The organism is Amycolatopsis sp. NPDC104863 (assembly GCF_055582965.1).
In genome coordinates this window covers 967575-987190 of the sequence record NZ_JBVJOW010000003.1, presented here as the reverse complement: position 1 = coordinate 987190, position 19616 = coordinate 967575, and the positions used below count along the sequence as shown (strand labels likewise).

The window sequence follows — 19616 nt, the reverse complement described above, 5'->3', positions numbered from 1 at the left end:
CCACGGGTCACTTCACCCCCAAGTCGTTGTCGATGAACGCGAGGAGCTCGTCGGCGCCCAGCGCGCCGGCGGCCGGGGTCTCCCCCGTGTCGCCGGGGCCGGTCCACTTGACGAGCAGGGCCTGCAGCCGCACGGTGATCGCGGCGCGGGCGTCGTCGTCGGTGGCGACGGCGGCCAGCAGGTCTTCCAGCTTTTCGATCTCGGCCAGCGCCGGGCGGGCGGCCGCGCCGTCGCCGAGCGCGGTCGCGACGAGGAACTCGGCGACCCGGGTGATCGTCGGGTGGTCGAAGACCAGCGTCGCGGGCAGCCGCAGCCCGGTGCGGGCCTCCAGGCGGTTGCGCAGCTCCACCGACGTCAGGGAGTCGAAGCCGAGGTCGGTGAAGCCGACGTCGGCGCCGACCGCGCCGTCGTGGCCGAGCACGGCCTCGACCTGCTTGCCGACCAGCCCGATCGTGACCGGGAGCCGGTCCTCGGCGGGCAGCGGCGCCAGCCGGGCGGCCAGGTCACCGCCGGGTTCGACGGCGGCCGCGCGGCGGGGCGTCGCGGTCACCAGGCCGCGCAGGGCGGGCAGGAGCGGGTCCTGGCCGCGCAGCGTGGCGAGGTCGAGGCGCAGGGCCGCGACCGCGGGCAGGCCGGACGCGAGCGCGGCGTCGAACAGCGCGACACCGTCCTCAGTGGACAATGGCGGGAAGCCCGAGCGGTTCAGCCGGGCCAGTTCGGCGTCGGTGAGCGCGCCGGTCATGCCGCTGCCGGAGTTCCAGGCACCCCAGGCGATCGAGACGCCGGGCTCGCCGCCGGCGGCCCGCCGGTGGGCGAGCGCGTCGAGGAAGGCGTTGGCGGCGGCGTAGTTCGCCTGGCCGGCCGCGCCGAGCGTCCCGGCGATCGAGGAGAAGAAGACGAGCCGGGTGCCGGGTGCGGTGAGCTCGTGCAGGTGCCAGGCGGCGTCGACCTTGGGCGCGAACACGGTGTCGAACCGGTCGGGGGTCAGCGTGTCGAAGACGCCGTCGTCGAGGACGCCGGCGGCGTGCACGACCGCGGTCGGTTCGGCCGCTTCGAGGACCTTCGCGAGGGCATCTCGGTCGCCGACGTCGCACGCGACGACCTGGGCGTCCGCACCCAGCTTCGCCAGCTCGGCGACGAGCTCACCGGCCCCGGGCGTGTCCTCGCCGCGGCGGCCGAGCAGCACCAGGTGCCGCACACCGCGTTCGGCGAGGTGCCGGGCGAAGGTCGCGCCCAGCCCGCCGAGCCCACCGGTGACGAGCACCGTCCCGCCGGGCTCCCAGGCGCTTTCCCGGGAAAGCTCGGGAGTCAGGCGGGCGGTGTGGAGCCGACCGGCGCGCAGGGCCACCTGGGGTTCGCCCGCGGCGAGCGCGCCCGCGACGGCTTCCGCCGGGACGTCGTCACCGTCGGAGTCCACGAGGACGATGCGGCCGGGGTTCTCCAGCTGGGCCGCGCGGAGCAGGCCCCAGACGGCGGCGTGCGCCAGGTCGACGTGCTCGGCCGGTTCGACCGCGACACCGTTTCGGGTGACCACGACCAGGGTCGGTTCACCGTCGAGCGCGCGCTGGACGTCGGCGAGCACCTGGGCGGTCACCGTGCGGACGGCGGCCGGGACCGGCCCGTCGGCGGCGGGCACCCGGAGCAGGACGACCGGCGGCGCAGCCGGGATCGCCGGGCCTTCGGGCAGCAACGGCCAGGTGAGCCGGTAGCCGGTCGGCGCCGGGGCGGCCGAGGTGGGCACCGCACGCAGGGCCAGGGAACGGACGGCGACGGCCGGGGTGCCGTCCGGCGTGGTCGCGGTGACCTCGACCGAACCGTCGATCGGCCTGAGCCGGACCCGCAGCGCGGTCGCGCCGGAGGCCAGGAACGCCGCGCCGGTCCAGCTGAACGGCAGGCCGCCGCCGACCGGCAGCAGCGACGCGGCGTGCAGCGCCGAGTCCAGCAGGGCCGGGTGGACGACGAACCGCGCGGCGGACTCGTGGTCCTCCTCGGCCAGCGCGACCTCGGCGTAGACGTCGTCGCCGTGCCGCCACGCCCGGGTCAGGCCCTGGAACATCGGGCCGTACCCGAGGCCGCGGTCGGCCATCGTGTCGTAGAAGCCTTCCAGCGCAACGGCTTCCGCGCCGGCGGGAGGCCACTCGGCCCAGCCCGCGACCGGCTCGTCGAGGGCGGGCACGAGGGTGCCGCTCGCGTGCCGGGTCCAGGCGTCGCCGGGCTCGCCGTCGTCGCGCGAGTAGACGCGCAGGGTGCGGGCGCCGTCGTCCCCGGCGCCGCTGACGGCGACCTGGACGACGACGCGGCCGCCGTCCGGGACGACCAGCGGCGCTTCCAGGGTGAGCTCCTCGACCCGCGGGCAGCCGGCCTGGTCACCGGCCCGCACGGCCAGCTCCAGCAGCGCCGTGCCCGGGACCACGACGGCTCCGCCGACGGTGTGCCCGGCCAGCCACGGCTGCGCGGCCAGCGACAGCCGTCCGGTGAACAGCAGGCCGCCGGAGTCCGGCAGCTCGACCGCGGCGCCGACCAGGGGGTGCCCGGCGGCCCAGAGCCCGGCCGCGGACACGTCACCGGCCTGGGAAAGGCCGCCACCCGGCCAGATCCACTGGTGCTGGAAGGCGTAGGTGGGCAGCGGCACGGCCCGCGCGCCCGGCCCGGAGACCGCCGCCCAGTCGAGGGTGACCCCGGCGACGTGCAGCCGGCCGAGCGCGTCGGTGACCGCTTCGGCTTCGGGCCGGTCGCGGCGCAGGAACGGGACGGCGACGTGGTTCGCGCCGAGGGACTCCGCCGCCATGGCGGACAGGGTGGTGTCCGGCCCGAGCTCGGCGAACGCGGTGACGCCCAGCTCGGTCAGCCGGCGCACGGCCGGGCCGAAGAGCACCGGCCGCCACACCTGCTCGACCCAGTGCTCGGCCGAGGCCAGCGTCGCGGCGGAGACCTGGTCGCCGGTGACCGTCGAGACGATCGGGATCCGGGGCGCGGCCGGGTTCAGCCCGGCGACGACCTTGCGGAAGTCGTCGAGCATCGGGGTCATCAGCGGGGAGTGGAACGCGTGGCTGACGCGCAGCCGCCGGGTCTTGCGGCCGTCGGCGGCGAAGTGCGCGGCGATCTCCTCGACGCGGCCGGCGGCCCCGGACACCACGACCGACGACGGCCCGTTGACCGCGGCCAGCGCGACCTCGTCCTCGTGCCCGGCCAGCAGCGGCCGGACCTCGTCGGCGGTGGCCTGCACGGCGACCATCGCGCCGCCGGCGGGCAGCTGCCGCATGAGCCGGCCGCGCGCGGCGACCAGCGTGCACGCGTCGTCGAGGTCGAACACCCCGGCGACGTGCGCGGCGGCGAGCTCGCCGATCGAGTGCCCGGCCAGGTACTCCGGGGTGATCCCCCACGAGCGGACCAGGTGGTACAGCGCCACTTCGAAGGCGAAGAGCGCGGGCTGCGCGTACTGCGTCTCGTCGAGCACGCCTGGCTCCTCGGCGAACAGCACCTCGCGCAGGGGCCGGTCCAGCTCCCGGTCCAGCCGCGCGAGCACGGTGTCGAGCGCCTCGGCGAACACCGGGAAGCGCGCACAGAGGTCACGGCCCATGCCCGGCCGCTGGCTGCCCTGCCCGGCGAAGAGGAACGCGGGCACCTGCTCCCCCGCCGTCCCGGTGACCAGGCCGGTGGTGGTGCCACCGCGGGCCAGCACGGACAGGCGGTTCTCGAGGTCCTCGCGGCTCTCCCCCACGACGACCGCGCGCTCGGCGAAGTGCGTCCGGGTGGTGGCCAGCGCGAACCCGACGTCCGCCGCGTCGCCCGGCTGGCCGGCGAGGTGCGTGAGCAGCCGGGAAGCCTGCGCCCGCACCGCTTCCGGGGTCCGGCCGGACAGCGGCCAGGCCACCACCGACGGCGCCGGTTCGGGCCGCGGCGGCACCGCGAAGGCCGGTGGCGCTTCGAGCACGGTGTGGGCGTTGGTGCCGCTGATGCCGAACGACGACACGGCGGCCCGGCGCGGGCGGCCGCGCTCGGGCCAGGCGCGCGCCTCGGTGAGCAGCTCGATCGCGCCGCTCGACCAGTCGACGTGCGAGGACGGCTCGGCGACGTGCAGCGTGCGCGGCAGCGAGCCGGCCCGCATGGCCTGCACCATCTTGATGATCCCGGCGACCCCGGACGCGGCCTGCGTGTGGCCCAGGTTCGATTTGATCGAACCCAGCAGCAGGGGCTCTTCACGGTCACTGCCGTAGGTGGCCAGCAGCGCCTGCGCCTCGATCGGGTCGCCCAGGGTCGTGCCGGTCCCGTGCGCCTCGACGACGTCGACGTCCGAAGTGGACAGTCCGGCGGCCGCGAGGGCCTGGCGGATCACGCGTTGCTGCGCGGGGCCGTTCGGGGCGGTGAGCCCGTTGGACGCGCCGTCGGAGTTGACCGCGCTGCCGCGGACGACCGCGAGGATCTCGTGGCCGTTGCGCTGCGCGTCGGACATCCGCTCCAGCACCAGCACACCGGCGCCCTCGGACCAGCCGACCCCGTCGGCGGTGTCCGAAAAGGACTTGCAGCGGCCGTCGGCGGACAGGCCGCGCTGCCGGCTGAACCCGATGAACGTGCTCGGGGTGGACATCACGGTGACCCCGCCGGCGAGCGCGAGCGAGCACTCCCCGTTCTGCAGGGCGCGGGCCGCAAGGTGCAGGGCGACGAGCGAGGACGAACACGCCGTGTCGACAGTCAGCGTCGGCCCCTCCAGGCCGAGCGCATAGGCGACACGGCCGGAAGCGACGCTCGGCGCGCTGCCGTTGCCCTGGTAACCCTCGGTGTCCGGGCTGCCCTGCAGCAGCAGGCCGTAGTCGGAGTACATGACGCCGACGAACACGCCGGTGCGGGACCCGCGCAGCGAGCGCGGGTCGACGCCGGTCCGTTCGACGGCTTCCCAGGAGACCTCCAGCAGCAGGCGCTGCTGCGAGTCGGTCGCGAGCGCCTCGCGGGGGCTCATCCCGAAGAACGCCGGGTCGAATTCGCCCGCGTCGTGCAGGAAACCGCCGCTGCGGGTGTAGGACGTGCCGGGGTGGTCGGGGTCCGGGTGGTAGAGGCCCTCGACGTCCCAGCCGCGGTTGGCCGGGAAGCCGGACACCGCGTCGACGCCGTTCTCGACGAGGGTCCAGAGGTCTTCGGGCGAGCCGACGCCGCCGGGGTAGCGGCAGCCCATGCCGACGATGACCACCGGGTCGCCGTCCACCGCGGCCGGCGTGGTGACCGGCTCGGGGACGTCGACCTCGCCGAGCAGGAACGCGGCCAGCTCGGCCGGGGTCGGGTAGTCGAAGGTGAGGGTGGCGGGCAGCCGCAGCCCGGTGGCCGCGTCGAGGCGGTTGCGCAGCTCGACCGCGGTGAGCGAGTCGAAGCCCAGCTCGCGGAACGGCCGGTCGGCGGCCACCCCGGCGGTGCCGGTGTGCCCGAGCACGGCGGCGACCTGGGCGCGGACCAGATCGAGCACGGCCCGGGACCGCTCGGCGCCGGAGAGGCCGGTCAGCGGGCCGTCCAGGCGCGGCAGGTTCGCCGCGCTCTGCCGGGCGGGCGTGCGGACCAGGCCGCGCAGCAGGTGCGTGACCTCGGGCTGGGCGCCGAGCGCGGCGAAGTCGAGCCGGACCGGCAGGACCGTGTCGAGCCCGGACGCGCAGGCCGCGTCGAACAACGCCAGCGCGTGCTCCGGCTCCAGCGCGGGCATGCCGGTGGCGGCCATCCGCCGCAGGTCGGCGTCGGTGAGGGTGGCGGTCATGCCGCCGGCCCGCGACCACGCGCCCCAGCCGAGCGACAGCGCGGCCTGCCCGCGGGCCCGGCGGCGCCGGACCAGCGCGTCCGCCGCCGCATTGGCCGCGGTGTAGTTCGCCTGGCCGGCCGCGCCGAAGGTGCCGGCGACCGAGGAGTAGACGACGAACGCCGTCAGGTCCCGGTCGCGGGTCAGCTCGTCGAGGTGCCAGGCGGCGTCGAACTTGGGCGCCAGCACGGTGTCGAGGCGCTCGGGCGTCAGCGAGCCGAGGATGCCGTCGTCGAGGACACCGGCGGTGTGCACGACGGCGGACAGCTCGACGCCGTCCAGCACCCGGGCCAGCTCCGCGCGGTCGGCGACGTCCGCGGCGGCGACGTCGACCTCGGCGCCGGCCGCGGTCAGCTCGGCGACCAGCCCGGCCGCGCCGGGGGCGTCCGCGCCGCGGCGGCTGACCAGCAGCAGCCGCCGGGCGCCGTGGGTGGTGACCAGGTGGCGGGCCAGCGTCGCGCCGAGCCCGCCGGTGCCGCCGGTGATGAGCACGGTGCCCTCGTCCCACTTCGGCGGGACGGCGTCGGCGGAGGGCACGCGGGCGAGGCGCGCGACGCTGATCTCGCCGTCGCGCACGGTCGTCTGCGGTTCGCCCGACGCCACGACGGCGGGCAGGGCGGCGATCGACTCCGGCGTTCCGTCCACATCGGACAGGAGGAATCGGCCCGGGTGCTCGCGTTGCGCGGAGCGCACGAGCCCCCAGACCGCCGCGGTGGCGGGGTCGTCCGGCCCGTCGGTGACGAACACCAGCCGCGAGTCGCGCAGCCGCGGCGTCGACGTCCAGGACTGCAGCAACGCCAGCGCGTCGGCGGCCGCGGCGCGCACCCCGCGCGGGCCCGGCTCGCGGGCCGGGACGTGGTGGACGACCACCCCGGGCGCGGCCTCGGCGATCGCCGCGAAGTCGTCGAGCACGGCCCAGTCCGGTCCGGCCACCTCGGCCGGCCGGGGCGCGGCGACCCAGTCCAGGCGGTACAGGGAGTCGGTGTGCCCGGCGCGCGCCGGGGCGGCGGGCCGCAGCACCAGCGAGCCGACGGTGGCGACCGGGTCACCGGCCGCGTCGCGCAGCTCGATCCTGACGGAGTCTTCGCCGCGCCGGGTCAGCTTGGCCCGCACGACCGCGGCGCCCCCGGCGTGCAGGGTGACGTCGCTCCAGGCGAAGGGCAGCCGGCCACCGTCCACTTCGGTCAGGCCGGCGTGTTCGGCGGCGTGCAGGACCGCGTCCAGCAGCGCCGGATGCAGCCCGAACGCCGCCGCGTCGCGCTCGGCCGCCTCGGGCAGGACGACGTCGGCGTACACCGCTTCCGGCGTCCGCCAGACGGCCGTGAGGCCGCGGAACAGCGGGCCGTAGGCGAACCCGCCGGAGGCGAGCCGCTCGTAGAACCCTTCCAGGGAAACGGTTTCCGCTTCCGGCGGCGGCCAGGCGGCGGTGGTGTCCGGGGTGGCCGTGCCGGTGCCGAGGCGGCCGCTCGCGTGCCGCGTCCACGGCTGCTCGCCGCCGCCGTCCGGGCTCGAGTAGACGGCCAGGGTGCGGTCGCCCGCGGGCCCGGCCGGGCCGACGACGACCTGCAGGCGCACGGCGCCGTCGGCCGGCAGCACCAGCGGGACCTCGAGGGTCAGCTCGTCGACCCGGTCGCAGCCCGCCCGGTCGGCCGCCTTGATCGCGAGGTCGAGATAAGCCGTGCCGGGGAGCAGGGCGGCGCCGAGCACGAAGTGGTCGGCCAGCCACGGCTGCGTGCGCAGCGAAAGCCGGGCGGTGAACAGGAACCCACCGGAGTCCGGCAGTTCGACACCCGCGCCGAGCAGCGGGTGCCGGGCGGCGTCGAGGCCGGCCGAGCCGAGGTCGCCGGCCACCGCGCCGGAGGTGCGCGGCCAGTGGCGCTCCCGCTGGAACGGGTAGGTCGGCAGGTCCGGGCCGGGACCGCCGGCCGGGCCGAAGAACGCGGGCCAGCCGACGCGCACCCCGGCGACGTGCAGCCGGCCCAACGCGGTGACGAACGCGGTCTCCTCGGGCTGGTCGCGCCGCAGCAGCGGGACGCACGCGACGTCCGAGCCGAGGATCTCGCTCGCGGCGGCGGACAGCGACCCGTCCGGACCCAGCTCGACGACGGCCGCGGCGCCCTGCTCGCCGAGCACGCGCACGGCGTCGGCGAAGCGGACGGGCTGCCGGACGTGCTCGACCCAGTACTCCGGCGTGCGCAGGTCGGCGACTTCGCCGGTCACGGTGGACACGATCGGCAGCCGCGCCTCGCCGAACTCCAGGCCCGCCAGCACCGCGGCGAAGTCCTCGAGCATCGGGTCCATCAGCGGCGAGTGGAAGGCGTGGCTGACGGCGAGCCGCCGGACGGTGTGCCCGGCGCCGGCGAGCGCGTCGGTCGTCCGGGTGACGGCGGCTTCGGGGCCCGCGACGACCACCGCGGCCGGGCCGTTGACCGCGGCGATCGTCACGCCGTCGGCCAGGAGTTCGCGGACGGCGGCTTCGGGCGCGCGGACCGCCGCCATCGCGCCGCCGGCCGGGAGCGCGGCCATCAGGCGGCCGCGGGCGGCGACGAGCGTGCAGGCGTCCTTCAGCGACAGGACGCCGGCGACGTGCGCGGCGGCGATCTCGCCGACCGAGTGCCCGGCGAGCCAGGACGGCTTGACCCCCAACGACTCCAGCAGCCGGAACTGGGCGACGCCGAGGGCGAAGGTCGCCGGTTGGGTCCAGTCGGTGCGGTCGAGCAGGGTGCCGTCCTCGGCGAAGAGCACGTCCCGCAGCGGCTGGTCGAAGTGTGCGCAGACGGCGTCGAGCGTGTCGGCGAAGACCTGGAAGCGCCAGTACAGCCCGGCTCCCATGCCCGGCCGCTGCGCACCCTGGCCCGCGAAGACGAACGCCGTCTTGGCGCGGGCCCGCGCGGGTGCGCCGGACGGCGTCTGCGCGAGCGCGGCCAGCTGGTCGAGGGGGTCGCCGACGATCGCCGCGCGGTAGGGGAACGCGGTGCGGGTCGTGGCGAGTGCCCGGGCGATCCCGGCGGGCGCGCGGTCGCTGAGCAGCGCGTGCAGCTGCGCGGCCTGCGCGGACAGCGCCCGTGGCGTCCGCGCGGACAGCAGCAGCGGCACGACCGGCGGCTCGCCGGCGACGGCGCTCCCGGCGGCCGGGGCCTGCTCGAGGATGGCGTGCGCGTTGGTGCCGCTCAGGCCGAACGACGAGACGCCGGCGCGGCGCGGGCGGCCGGACTCCGGCCAGGCGCGGTGCTCGGTGAGCACCCGGACCTCACCGGCGGTCCAGTCGACCCGGCTGGACGGCTCGTCGACGTGCAGGGTCCGCGGCAGCTCGCCGTGGCGCAGCGCGAGGACCATCTTGATGATCCCGGCGACCCCGGCGGCGGCCTGGGTGTGGCCGAGGTTGGACTTGACGGCGCCGAGCCACAACGGCTCTTCGCGGTCGCGGCCGTAGGTCGCCAGCAGGGCCTGGGCTTCGATCGGGTCGCCGAGGACCGTGCCGGTGCCGTGCGCCTCCACCGCGTCGACGTCCGAAGTGGACAGTCCGGCGTCGGCGAGCGCCTGGCGGATCACGCGTTGCTGGGCGGGCCCGTTCGGCGCGGTCAGGCCGTTGGACGCGCCGTCGGAGTTGACGGCCGTGCCGCGGACCACGGCGAGCACCGGGTGACCCTTTTCCCGCGCCGTGGACAGGCGTTCGACCACGAGGATGCCGGCGCCCTCCGACCAGCCGGTGCCGTCGGCGCCGTCGGCGAAGGGCTTGCAGCGGCCGTCGGCGGCGAGGCCGCCCTGGCGGGCGAACTCGGCGAAGGAGCCGGGCGTGGTCATGATCGTGACACCCCCGGCCAGCGCGGTGGTGCACTCGCCGCGGCGCAGGGCCTGCGCGGCCCAGTGCAGCGCGACCATCGACGACGAGCACGCGGTGTCGACGGTGACCGACGGGCCCTCCAGGCCGAGCGTGTAGGACAACCGTCCGGAAAGGACACTCGCGGTGGTGCCGGTGGCCAGGTGACCCTGGACGTCCTCGCCGGAGGTGGCCAGGAGGGTCCCGTAGTCCTGGCCGTTGGTGCCGACGAACACGCCGGTGTCCCCGCCGTGCAGGGCCGCCGGGTCGATCCCGGCGCGCTCCAGCGCTTCCCACGCCACTTCGAGCAGCAAGCGCTGCTGCGGGTCCATCGCGACCGCTTCGCGCGGCGAGATGCCGAAGAAGTCGGCGTCGAAGTCGGTGACACCGTCGAGGAAACCACCGGTGAGCGCGTATTCGTAGCCCGAGGCGAGGGTGGCGAGATCCCAGCCGCGGTCGTCCGGGAAGGACGTGATGCCGTCCCCGCCGGTCGCCAGCAGCCGCCAGAAGTCCTCGGGCCCGCGGACACCGCCGGGGAAGCGGCAGCCGATGCCGACGATGACGACCGGGTCGTCGCCGTTCGCGGCGCGCACCGGCGCGGCGGCTTCGACGAGCGTCCCGGCCAGCTCACCGAGCAGGTGACGGGTGAGGATCTCCGGGGTCGGGTGGTCGAACACCAGCGACGCGGGCAGGTCGAGCCCGGTCGCCAGTGCGACGACGTTGCGCAGCTCCACCGCGGTCAGCGAGTCGAAGCCGAGGTCGCGGAACGCGCGGTCGGGCGCCACTCCCCCGGCGCCGCTGTGGCCGAGGACGAGGGCGACCTGCTCCAGCAGCAGCCCGAGCAGGAAGTCGAACCGGTCGTCCTCGGGCACGGCCGCGAGCCGTCCGCGCAGCTCGTCGTCACCGCGCGGGGCTTCGACGCGTGCGGCCGCCGGGATGCCGCTGAGCAGCGGGCCCGGGCGCAGCACGTGCGCGTAACGCGTCCAGTCGATGTCGGCGACGACGACGGTGGTGTCCGCGAGCACGCGGTCCAGCGCGGCGGCCGCGCGTTCCGGGGCGAGGGGGTTCAGGCCGCCCCGGCGGGCGCGGTCGGCGACGACGGGGTCCGCGGCGAGCATGCCGCCACCGGCCCACGGGCCCCAGGCGACCGACGTCGCGGGCAGGCCGAGGCCGCGGCGGTGCTCGGCGAGGGCGTCCAGCGTCGTGTTGGCCGCCGCGTAGGCCGCCTGGCCGGCCGAGCCGAACGTGCCGGCGACCGAGGAGAACAGCACGAAGCTCCGCAGGTCCGCGGCGCGGGTCAGCTCGTGCAGGTGGACGGCCGCGGTGACCTTGGCGCGGTAGCCCGCCTCGAAGCGGTCCGGGGTGAGGGTGCCGAGGACGCCGTCGTCGAGGACACCGGCGGTGTGCACGACGTCGGTCAGGTCCGGCACGTCCGCCAGCACGGCGGCGAGGGCGTCGCGGTCGGCGACGTCGCACGCGGTGATCGTGACTTCGGCGCCGAGTTCGGTGAGCTCCCGGCGAAGCCCGTCCGCGCCCGGGGCGTCAGGACCGCGGCGGCTGAGCAGGACCAGGTTGCGGCCGCTCTTCGCCAGGTGACGCGCGACTTCGGCGCCGAGGGCGCCGGTGCCGCCGGTGATGAGCGTGGTGCCCTCGCCGGGTTCGCGGCCGCGGCTCGTGGGCGCCGCGGCGACGATCCGGCGGCCGAACAATCCGGCCGCGCGGATCGCCAGCTGGTCCTCGCCACCGGCGCCGGTCAGCGCGGCGGCGAGCCGCCGCGGCACTTCGGCGTCCAGCTCGGCGGGCAGGTCCACCAGACCACCCCAGCGCTGCGGGAGCTCCAGCGCGGCGGCGCGGCCGAGGCCCCAGACGGCGGCCTGCGCGGGCCGGGCCACCGGGTCGCCGGGGGCCACCGCGACGGCCTCGCGAGTCACGCACCACAGTGGCGTGGAGCCGAGGGCCTGCAGCAGCGTGGCGGTGGCGGTGAGCCCGGCCGGGACCCCCGGGAAGCCGGTTTCGTCCAGGGCCAGCAGGGAAAGCACAGCGTCGAACTCACGGTCGCGCAGGCGGTCGCCGAGGGTGCCGTCGAAGACCAGGGGTTCGCCGTCGAAGTACCCGGCGACGGTGGTGACCCACGGGTCGTCGGCGAGCGCGGCCGGGACGACCACGAGCCAGGTTCCGGTGCCGGGCCGGGCCGCGGTGACCGGGACCCACGTCGCCTGGTGGCGCCATCTGTCCACAACGGACTCTTCGTGGCGCGAACGGCGATAGGAGGACAACGCGGGCAGCAGCGCGCCCACCGAAGCGTCGTCGACGTCGAGCCGCGCGGCCAGTCCCGCGGCGTCCCCGCGGTCGACGGCGGCCCAGAACTCGGCGTCGGCCGTCTCGCCGGTGGGGGCGGCGGCCGAGGGCCAGAACCACGCGTGCTGGAACGCGTACGTGGGCAACGGAACCCGGCGGGCGCCGGTCCCGGCGAAGAAGGCGGACCAGTCGATCCGGACGCCGGAGACGTGCAGCTGCCCGAGGGCGCCGACCAGCGTCTCGACGTCGTCGCGGCCGCGGCGGGCCACCGGGATCCCGCCGGTCATCGCGGACAGGACCGCGTCGGGGCCGATCTCGACGACCAGCCCGGCTTCCCGCAGGCGCGCGGCGGAGTCGGCGAACCGGACCGGCTCGCGGACGTGCGCGACCCAGCGGTCCGGGTCGGTGACCTCCCCCTCGGCGATCATCGGCACGGTGGGCGCGTCGAAGGCCAGCCCAGTGATGGCGTCGCGGAACGCGGGCAGCATCGGGTCCATCAGCGGCGAGTGGAACGCGTGCGACACGGTCAGCCGCTTGGTGTCCGCGAAGTGCGCCGCGGCGGCGAGCACGGCGGCTTCGGCCCCGGACAGCACCACCGAGTCCGGGCCGTTAACCGCCGCGAGCGCGACTTCGTCGTTCAAGTAGGGCGTGACGGCGTCCTCGGTGGCGCGGACGGCGACCATCGCCCCGCCCGGCTCGAGGTCCTGCATGAGCGACGCGCGGGCCGTGACCAGCGCGCACGCGTCGTCCAGGGACAGCACGCCGGCGACGTGCGCGGCGGCGATCTCACCGACGGAGTGACCACCGACGACGTCCGGCCGGACGCCCCAGGAAGCCAGCAGGCGCACGAGCGCGACCTCGACCGCGAACAACGCGGGCTGCGCGAACCCGGTCCGCGACAACGCTTCGGCGTCGTCACCCCACAGGACTTCGCGCACACGCGGGTCGAGCCGGTCGAGCACCGCGTCGAGCGCCGTGGCGAACTCGGGGAAGGTGTCGTAGAGGCCGCGGGTCATGCAGGGCCGCTGGGCGCCCTGGCCGGTGAAGACGAACGCGACCTTCGGCGCGCCCTTCGCCTCGCCGGTGGTGACCAGCGGCGACGGGCGGCCTTCGGCGAGCGCGGCCAGCGCCTCGGTGCCGCGGACGACGGCGCGGTGGTCGAACGCCGGGCGCGTCGTGGCCAGGGAGTAGCCGAGGTCGATCGGGTCCGCGGTGACGTCCAGCAGGCGGGCGGCCTGCGCGCGCAGGGCTTCCGGCGTGCGGCCGCTGAGCACCAGCGGGACGCACGGCAGCTCGCGCTCGACCTCGTCGCGGGCCGGGACGACGACGGGCGGTTCTTCGATGATCGCGTGGGCGTTGGTGCCGCTGATCCCGAACGACGAGACACCGGCACGGCGCGGACGGCCGGCCTCGGCGGGCCACGGCCGCTCGTCGGTGAGCAGCTCGACGTTCCCGGCGGTCCATTCGACGTGCGTGGACGGTTCGGTGACGTGCAGCGTGCGCGGCAGGGTGCCGTGGCGCATCGCCTGGACGACCTTGATGATCCCGGCGACCCCGGCGGCGGCCTGCGCGTGCCCGATGTTGGACTTGATCGAGCCCAGCAGCAGCGGTGTTTCCCGGTCCTGGCCGTAGGTGGCCAGCAGGGCCTGGGCCTCGATCGGGTCGCCGAGGGTGGTCCCGGTGCCGTGCGCCTCGACGACGTCGACGTCCGAAGTGGACAGACCGGAGGCGGCGAGGGCCTGGCGGATCACGCGCTGCTGCGACGGGCCGTTCGGCGCGGTCAGGCCGTTGGACGCGCCGTCGGAGTTGACCGCCGAGCCGCGCAGGACGGCGAGGATCTCGTGGCCGTTGCGGCGCGCGTCCGACATCCGTTCCAGGACGAGGATCCCGGCGCCCTCGGACCAGCCGACGCCGTCGGCGGTGTCCGAAAAGGACTTGCACCGGCCGTCGGCGGCGATGCCGCGCTGCCGGCTGGAGGCGACGAACGAGCCGGGGGTCGACATGACGGTCACACCGCCGGCCAGCGCGAGCGAGCACTCCCCCTGCCGCAGGGCCTGCGCGGCCCAGTGCAGCGCGACCAGCGACGACGAGCACGCCGTGTCGACGGTGACCGTCGGTCCTTCGAGGCCCATCGTGTAGGCGATCCGGCCGGAGGCGACACTCGGCGCGCTCCCGTTCCCTTGGTAGGCCTCGGCTTCCGGGCTGCCCTGCAGCAGCATCCCGTAGTCCGAATACATCACGCCGACGAACACGCCGGTCCGGGACCCGCGCAGCGACACCGGGTCCACACCCGCGCGTTCGACGGCTTCCCAGGACACTTCGAGCAGCAGCCGCTGCTGTGAGTCCGTGGCGAGCGCTTCCCGCGGGCTCATCCCGAAGAACGCCGGGTCGAACTGCCCCGCGTCGTGCAGGAAACCGCCGTGACGCGTGTAGGACGTGCCGGGGTGGTCGGGGTCCGGGTGGTAGAGGCCCTCGACGTCCCAGCCGCGGTTGACCGGGAAGCCGGACACCGCGTCGACGCCGTTCTCCACCAGGTTCCACAGGTCCTCGGGCGAGCCGACCCCGCCCGGGTAGCGGCAGCCCATGCCGACGATGACCACCGGGTCGTCGGACACCGGCCGCGCGGTCACCGGGGTCTCTTCGACGGTCGTGCCGGTCAGCTCCCGGTCGAGGTGCGCGGCGAGCGCCTCCGGGGTCGGGTAGTCGAAGACGAGCGTCGCGGGCAGCCGCAGGCCGGTCGCGGTGTCGAGGCGGTTGCGCAGTTCGACGGCGGTGAGCGAGTCGAAACCGAGGTCCTTGAACGCGGTCCGGACGTCGACGGTGTCGGTGGCCGCGTACCCGAGGACGAGCCCGGCTTCGGTGCGGACCAGGTCTTCCAGCGCCCGGGCGCGGTCGACGCCGTCGGCCGGGAAGGGGCCGCGGCTCGCGGCCGGGGCGGCTCCGCCGGGGACGAGCCCGCGCAGCACCACGGGCACCCCCGGGCGGCCACGCAGGGCGGCGACGTCCAGGCGCATCGGCAGCACGGCGGGTTCCGCTTCGGCGAGCGCGGCGTCGAACAGCGCCAGGCCCTGGGCCGGGTCGAGCGGCGGCAGGCCCGCCGCGGCGAGCCGGCGGTGGTCGGCGGCGGAGAGCTGGGCCGCCATGCCCGCGTCCCCGGCCCACGCACCCCAGGCCAGCGCCTGGCCGGGCCGGCCCGCCGCGCGACGGCGCTGGGCGAGCGCGTCGAGGAAGGCGTTGGCGGCGGCGTAGTTGCCCTGGCCGGGGCTGCCGAGCACGCCGGCGGCCGAGGAGAACAGCACGAACGCGCCGAGGTCGCCGGTGAGCTCGTGCAGGTTCCAGGCGGCGTCGACCTTGGCGCGGAAGACGGTCGCGACACGCTCGGGGGTGAGGGTCTCGATGACACCGTCGTCGAGGACCCCGGCGGCGTGCACAACGGCGCCGACCGGGTGCTCGGCCAGCAGCGCGGCGAGGGCGGCGCGGTCGGCGGCGTCGCAGGCGGCGATGGTGACGTCGGCGCCGAGCGCGGTCAGCTCCGCGCGCAGCTCGGTGGCGCCCGGCGCGTCCGGGCCGCGCCGGCCGGCGAGCAGCAGGTTCCGGACGCCGTGGGTGGTGACCAGGTGCTTCGCGACCAGCCCGCCCAGGCCGCCGGTGCCGCCGGTGACCAGGACGGTGGCGCCGTCCGGGAAGTGCGCGGCCGGGCCGTCGCCGACCGGGAGGCGGGCCAGCCGCGGCAGGACGATCTCGCCGTCGCGCACCGCGGCCTGGGCCTCGCCGGAGTCGAGGATCCGCTGCAGCGGCGCGACGAGGGGCTCGGCCGTGTCGGCCACGTCGACCAGCACGAACCGGTCGGGGTGCTCCGCCTGCGCCGAGCGGACCAGGCCCCAGACCGCCGCGGCGGCCGGGTCCACGAGGTCGCCCTCGGCCGCCGGGACGGCGTTCGTGGTGACAAAGACCAGCCGCGACCGGGCGAAGTCGGGTTCGGCGACCCAGGTCTGCAGGAGCTCGAGGGCCCACGCCGTGGCGGCGTGCGCGGCCTGCGCGTCCCCCGCGCCGAGGGGCACGGGAGCGAGGACGACGGCCGGGATCCCGCTGATCCGCACGGTCGCCAGGTCGGCGAACACGGCCGTCGTGGAGAAGCCGAGCCCGGCGCCGAGGACGACCCAGTCGGCGTCGTCGGCGGGCCGCGTCACGGCGACGGCGGGCGCGGGTGTCCACACGGGACGGAACAGGGACTCGTGCCGGGTCGCGCGCAGCTCCCCGGCCGCGACCGGGCGGAAGGTCAGCGAGTCGGCGGCGAGCACCGGCGTGCCCGCGGGGTCGGTGACGGCGAGGGCGACGGCGTTTTCGCCGGTCGGGGTCAGGCGGGCGCGCAGAGTCGTCGTGCGGGCGGGCTGGACGCCGACGCCGTTCCACGAGAACGGCAGGCCGTCGCGGTCGAGGTGCGCGCAGGCGTGCAGGACCGCGTCCAGGAGGGCCGGGTGCACGCCGAACGACGCGGCCTCGGCCTCGTGCTCCGTCGGCAGCGCGACCTCGGCCAGGACTTCGTCACCGAGCCGCCAGGCCGCGCGCAGCCCTTGGAACGCCGGGCCGTACCCGAGTCCGCGGCCGGCCAGGTCCTCGTAGAAGCCGTCCAGGTCGATCGGCTCGGCGCCGGCGGGCGGCCACTCCCCCGGCAGGACGGCGGCGGGCTCGCCGCCGACACCGAGGCGGCCGAAGGCGTGGCGCACCCAGGTTTCGTCCTGCTGGGAGTAGACGCTGACCGAGCGGCCGCCGTCCTCGCCCGCCGGACCGGCGACGACCTGCACGCGCACCCCGCCGGACGCGGGCAGCACGAGCGGCGCCGCGAACGTCAGCTCCTCGACGCGGGCGCAGCCGACCTGCGCGCCCGCGCGCCCGGCGAGCTCCAGGAACGCCGTGCCGGGCAGCAGTTTCGCGCCGAGGATCTCGTGCTGGCCGAGCCAGGCCTGGCGGCGCGCGGACAGCTCGCCCGCGAAGAGGAAGCCGCCGGACTCGGGCAGCTCGACGGCCGCGCCGAGCAGCGGGTGCCCGGCGGGGTCGAGCCCGACCTGGCCGAGGTCGCCGCCGGTGCCGCCTTCGAGCCAGTAGGTGCGGCGCTGGAAGGCGTAGGTGGGCAGGTCGACCACCCGGGCGCCGGTGCCGTCGTGCCAGGCCGTCCAGTCGAAGCCGCCGCCGCGCACGTGCCAGCGGGCCAGGGCCGAGAGCAGCGTCGTGGTCTCGTCGCGGCCGCGGCGGGTGCTGGGGATGCAGTCCGCGCCGGGCCCGGTCAGCTCGGCGGTCATGGCCGAGAGGGTCGCGTCCGGGCCGACCTCGAGGAAGGTGGTGACCCCGCGGGAAACCAGGTCGGCGACGGTGTCGGCGTACCGGACGGCGTCGCGCACGTGCCGCACCCAGTAGTCCACAGTGGACACGTCACCGGCGGCGACGACCGGGATCGACGGCGCGGTGAAGGTCAGGGTCTCGAGCACGGCGCGGAAGTCGCCGAGCATCGGTTCCATCAGCGGGGAGTGGAACGCGTGGCTCACCGTGAGCCGTTTGGTCTTCGCGAAGTGCGCGGCGACGGCGAGCACGGCGTCTTCGGCGCCGGAGACGACCACCGCGTCGGGGCCGTTGACCGCCGCGATCGAGACGTCGTCGGTGAGCAGCGGCAGGACGTCGGCTTCGGCCGCCTGGATCGCGACCATCGCGCCCCCGGCGGGCAGCGCCTGCATGAGCCGGCCGCGAGCTTCGACCAGCTTGACCGCATCCGGCAGCGAGAGCACCCCGGCGACGTGGGCCGCGGCGATCTCGCCGACGGAGTGCCCGGCGACGAAGTCCGGGCGCACGCCGAGGGACTCCAGGAGGCGGAAGAGCGCGACCTCGAAGGCGAACAGCGCAGGCTGCGCGACGCCGGTGTCGTCCACAGTGGACGTCTCCGGCAGGTCGAGCAGGCCGAGGATCTCGTCGCGTGTGCGGACGAACACGGGGAAGGCCAGGGTCTCGCCCATGTCGGCGCGCTGGGAACCCTGGCCGGTGAACAGGAACGCCGACGCGCCGGGGTGCAGGGCCGAGCCGGTGTGCACACCGGGCGCGGCGGCCGAGGTGGCCAGCGCGTGCAGGGCGGTCAGCAGCTCGCCGCGGTCGGCGCCGGTGAGCACGGCCCGGTGCGGGAAGGCGACCCGGGTGCTCGCCAGCGAGTGGGCGACGTCGAGCGGTGTGTGCTCCGGGCGGGCGTCGAGGTGGGCCAGCAGCCGGGCGGCCTGGGCGCGCAGGGCGTCCGGGGTGCGGCCGGACACCGGCCACAGGTAGCCGGCGGGCTCGCGGACCGGGGCCGCTTCGGCGGGTTCCGGGGCGGGCTGTTCGAGGATGACGTGCGCGTTGGTGCCGCTGATGCCGAACGACGACACGGCGGCCCGGCGCGGTTTCCCGGTCTCCGGCCACGGGCGCGGGCCGGTCAGCAGCGCGACGCGGCCGGCCGTCCAGTCCACATGGGACGTCGGGGTGTCGACGTGCAGGGTGCGCGGCAGGACGCCGTGGCGCATGGCCTGGATGGTCTTGATGACCCCGCCGACGCCGGCGGCGGACTGCGTGTGCCCGACGTTCGACTTGAACGAGCCGAGCCACAGCGGTTCGCCCGCGCGCTCGCGGCCGTAGGTGGCCAGCAGGGCCTGCGCCTCGATGGGGTCGCCGAGGACCGTGCCGGTGCCGTGCGCCTCGACGGTGTCGATGTCGTCGGGGGTCAGCCCGGCGTTCTCCAGCGCCTGGCGGATGACCCGCTGCTGGGACGGGCCGTTGGGCGCGGTGAGGCCGTTGGACGCGCCGTCGGAGTTGACCGCGGAGCCGCGGAGGACGGCGAGCACCTCGTGCCCGTTGCGGCGGGCGTCGGACAGCCGTTCCAGCAGGAGGAGCCCGGCGCCTTCGGAGAACCCGGCGCCGTCGGCCGCCTCGGCGAAGGACTTGCAGCGGCCGTCGGAGGCGAGGCCGCCTTGGCGGTCGAACTCGCCGTAGAGACCGGGGGTGGCCATCACGGCGACACCGCCGGCCAGGGCGAACGAGCACTCCCGCGCCCGCAGCGCCCGCGCGGCCCAGTGCAGGGCGACCAGCGACGACGAGCACGCCGTGTCGACGGTGACCGCGGGGCCTTCGAGGCCGTAGAAGTAGGCGATGCGCCCGGAGATCACCGAGGATTCGGTGCCGGTGACGAGATAACCCTCGACGCCGTCGGGCAGCGCGGCGAGACCGCGGCCGTACCCCATGGACCCGGCGCCGACAAAAACGCCGCCGGTGCTGCCTTCGACCTCGTGCGGGTCGATGCCGGCGCGTTCGAAGGCCTCCCAGGCCAGTTCCAGGACGATCCGCTGCTGCGGGTCCATGGCGAGCGCTTCGCGCGGCGAGATGCCGAAGAAGGCGGGGTCGAAGTCCCCGGCGCGGTGCAGGAACCCGCCCTGGTGCGGCGAATCCGGCCAGCCGCGGCCGTCGGGGAAGTCGGTGACGGCGTCGACACCGTCGTCGACGAGCCGCCACAGGTCTTCGGGCGACTGGACACCACCCGGGTACCGGCAGCTCATGGCGACCACGGCGACCGGTTCGGCCGCCGCGGCGAGCAGCGTGGTGTTCTGCCGCCGCAGCTGCTTGTTCTCCTGCACGGCGACGCGCAGTGCTTCGACGACTCGATCCGACCCGGCCGGCATAGACATCTCCAGGGTGAGCGTGGTCTTACCCGGG

The 19616-nt window shown here is 76.0% G+C and carries 1 protein-coding gene; it reads right to left on the bottom strand.

Annotated elements, in window-relative coordinates; genetic code table 11:
- Positions 1-7: 7 nt before the first annotated feature.
- On the bottom strand, positions 8-19582 hold the full coding sequence (locus ACZ63J_RS20825; protein WP_465402400.1) for a type I polyketide synthase: 19575 nt from the start codon (positions 19580-19582) through the stop codon (positions 8-10).
- Positions 19583-19616: the final 34 nt, after the last annotated feature.

Bases quoted from the DNA above. Each gene is read 5' to 3' on its own strand.
- ACZ63J_RS20825 (WP_465402400.1), bottom strand. From the start codon at position 19,582: ATGCCGGCCGGGTCGGATCGAGTCGTCGAAGCACTGCGCGTCGCCGTG.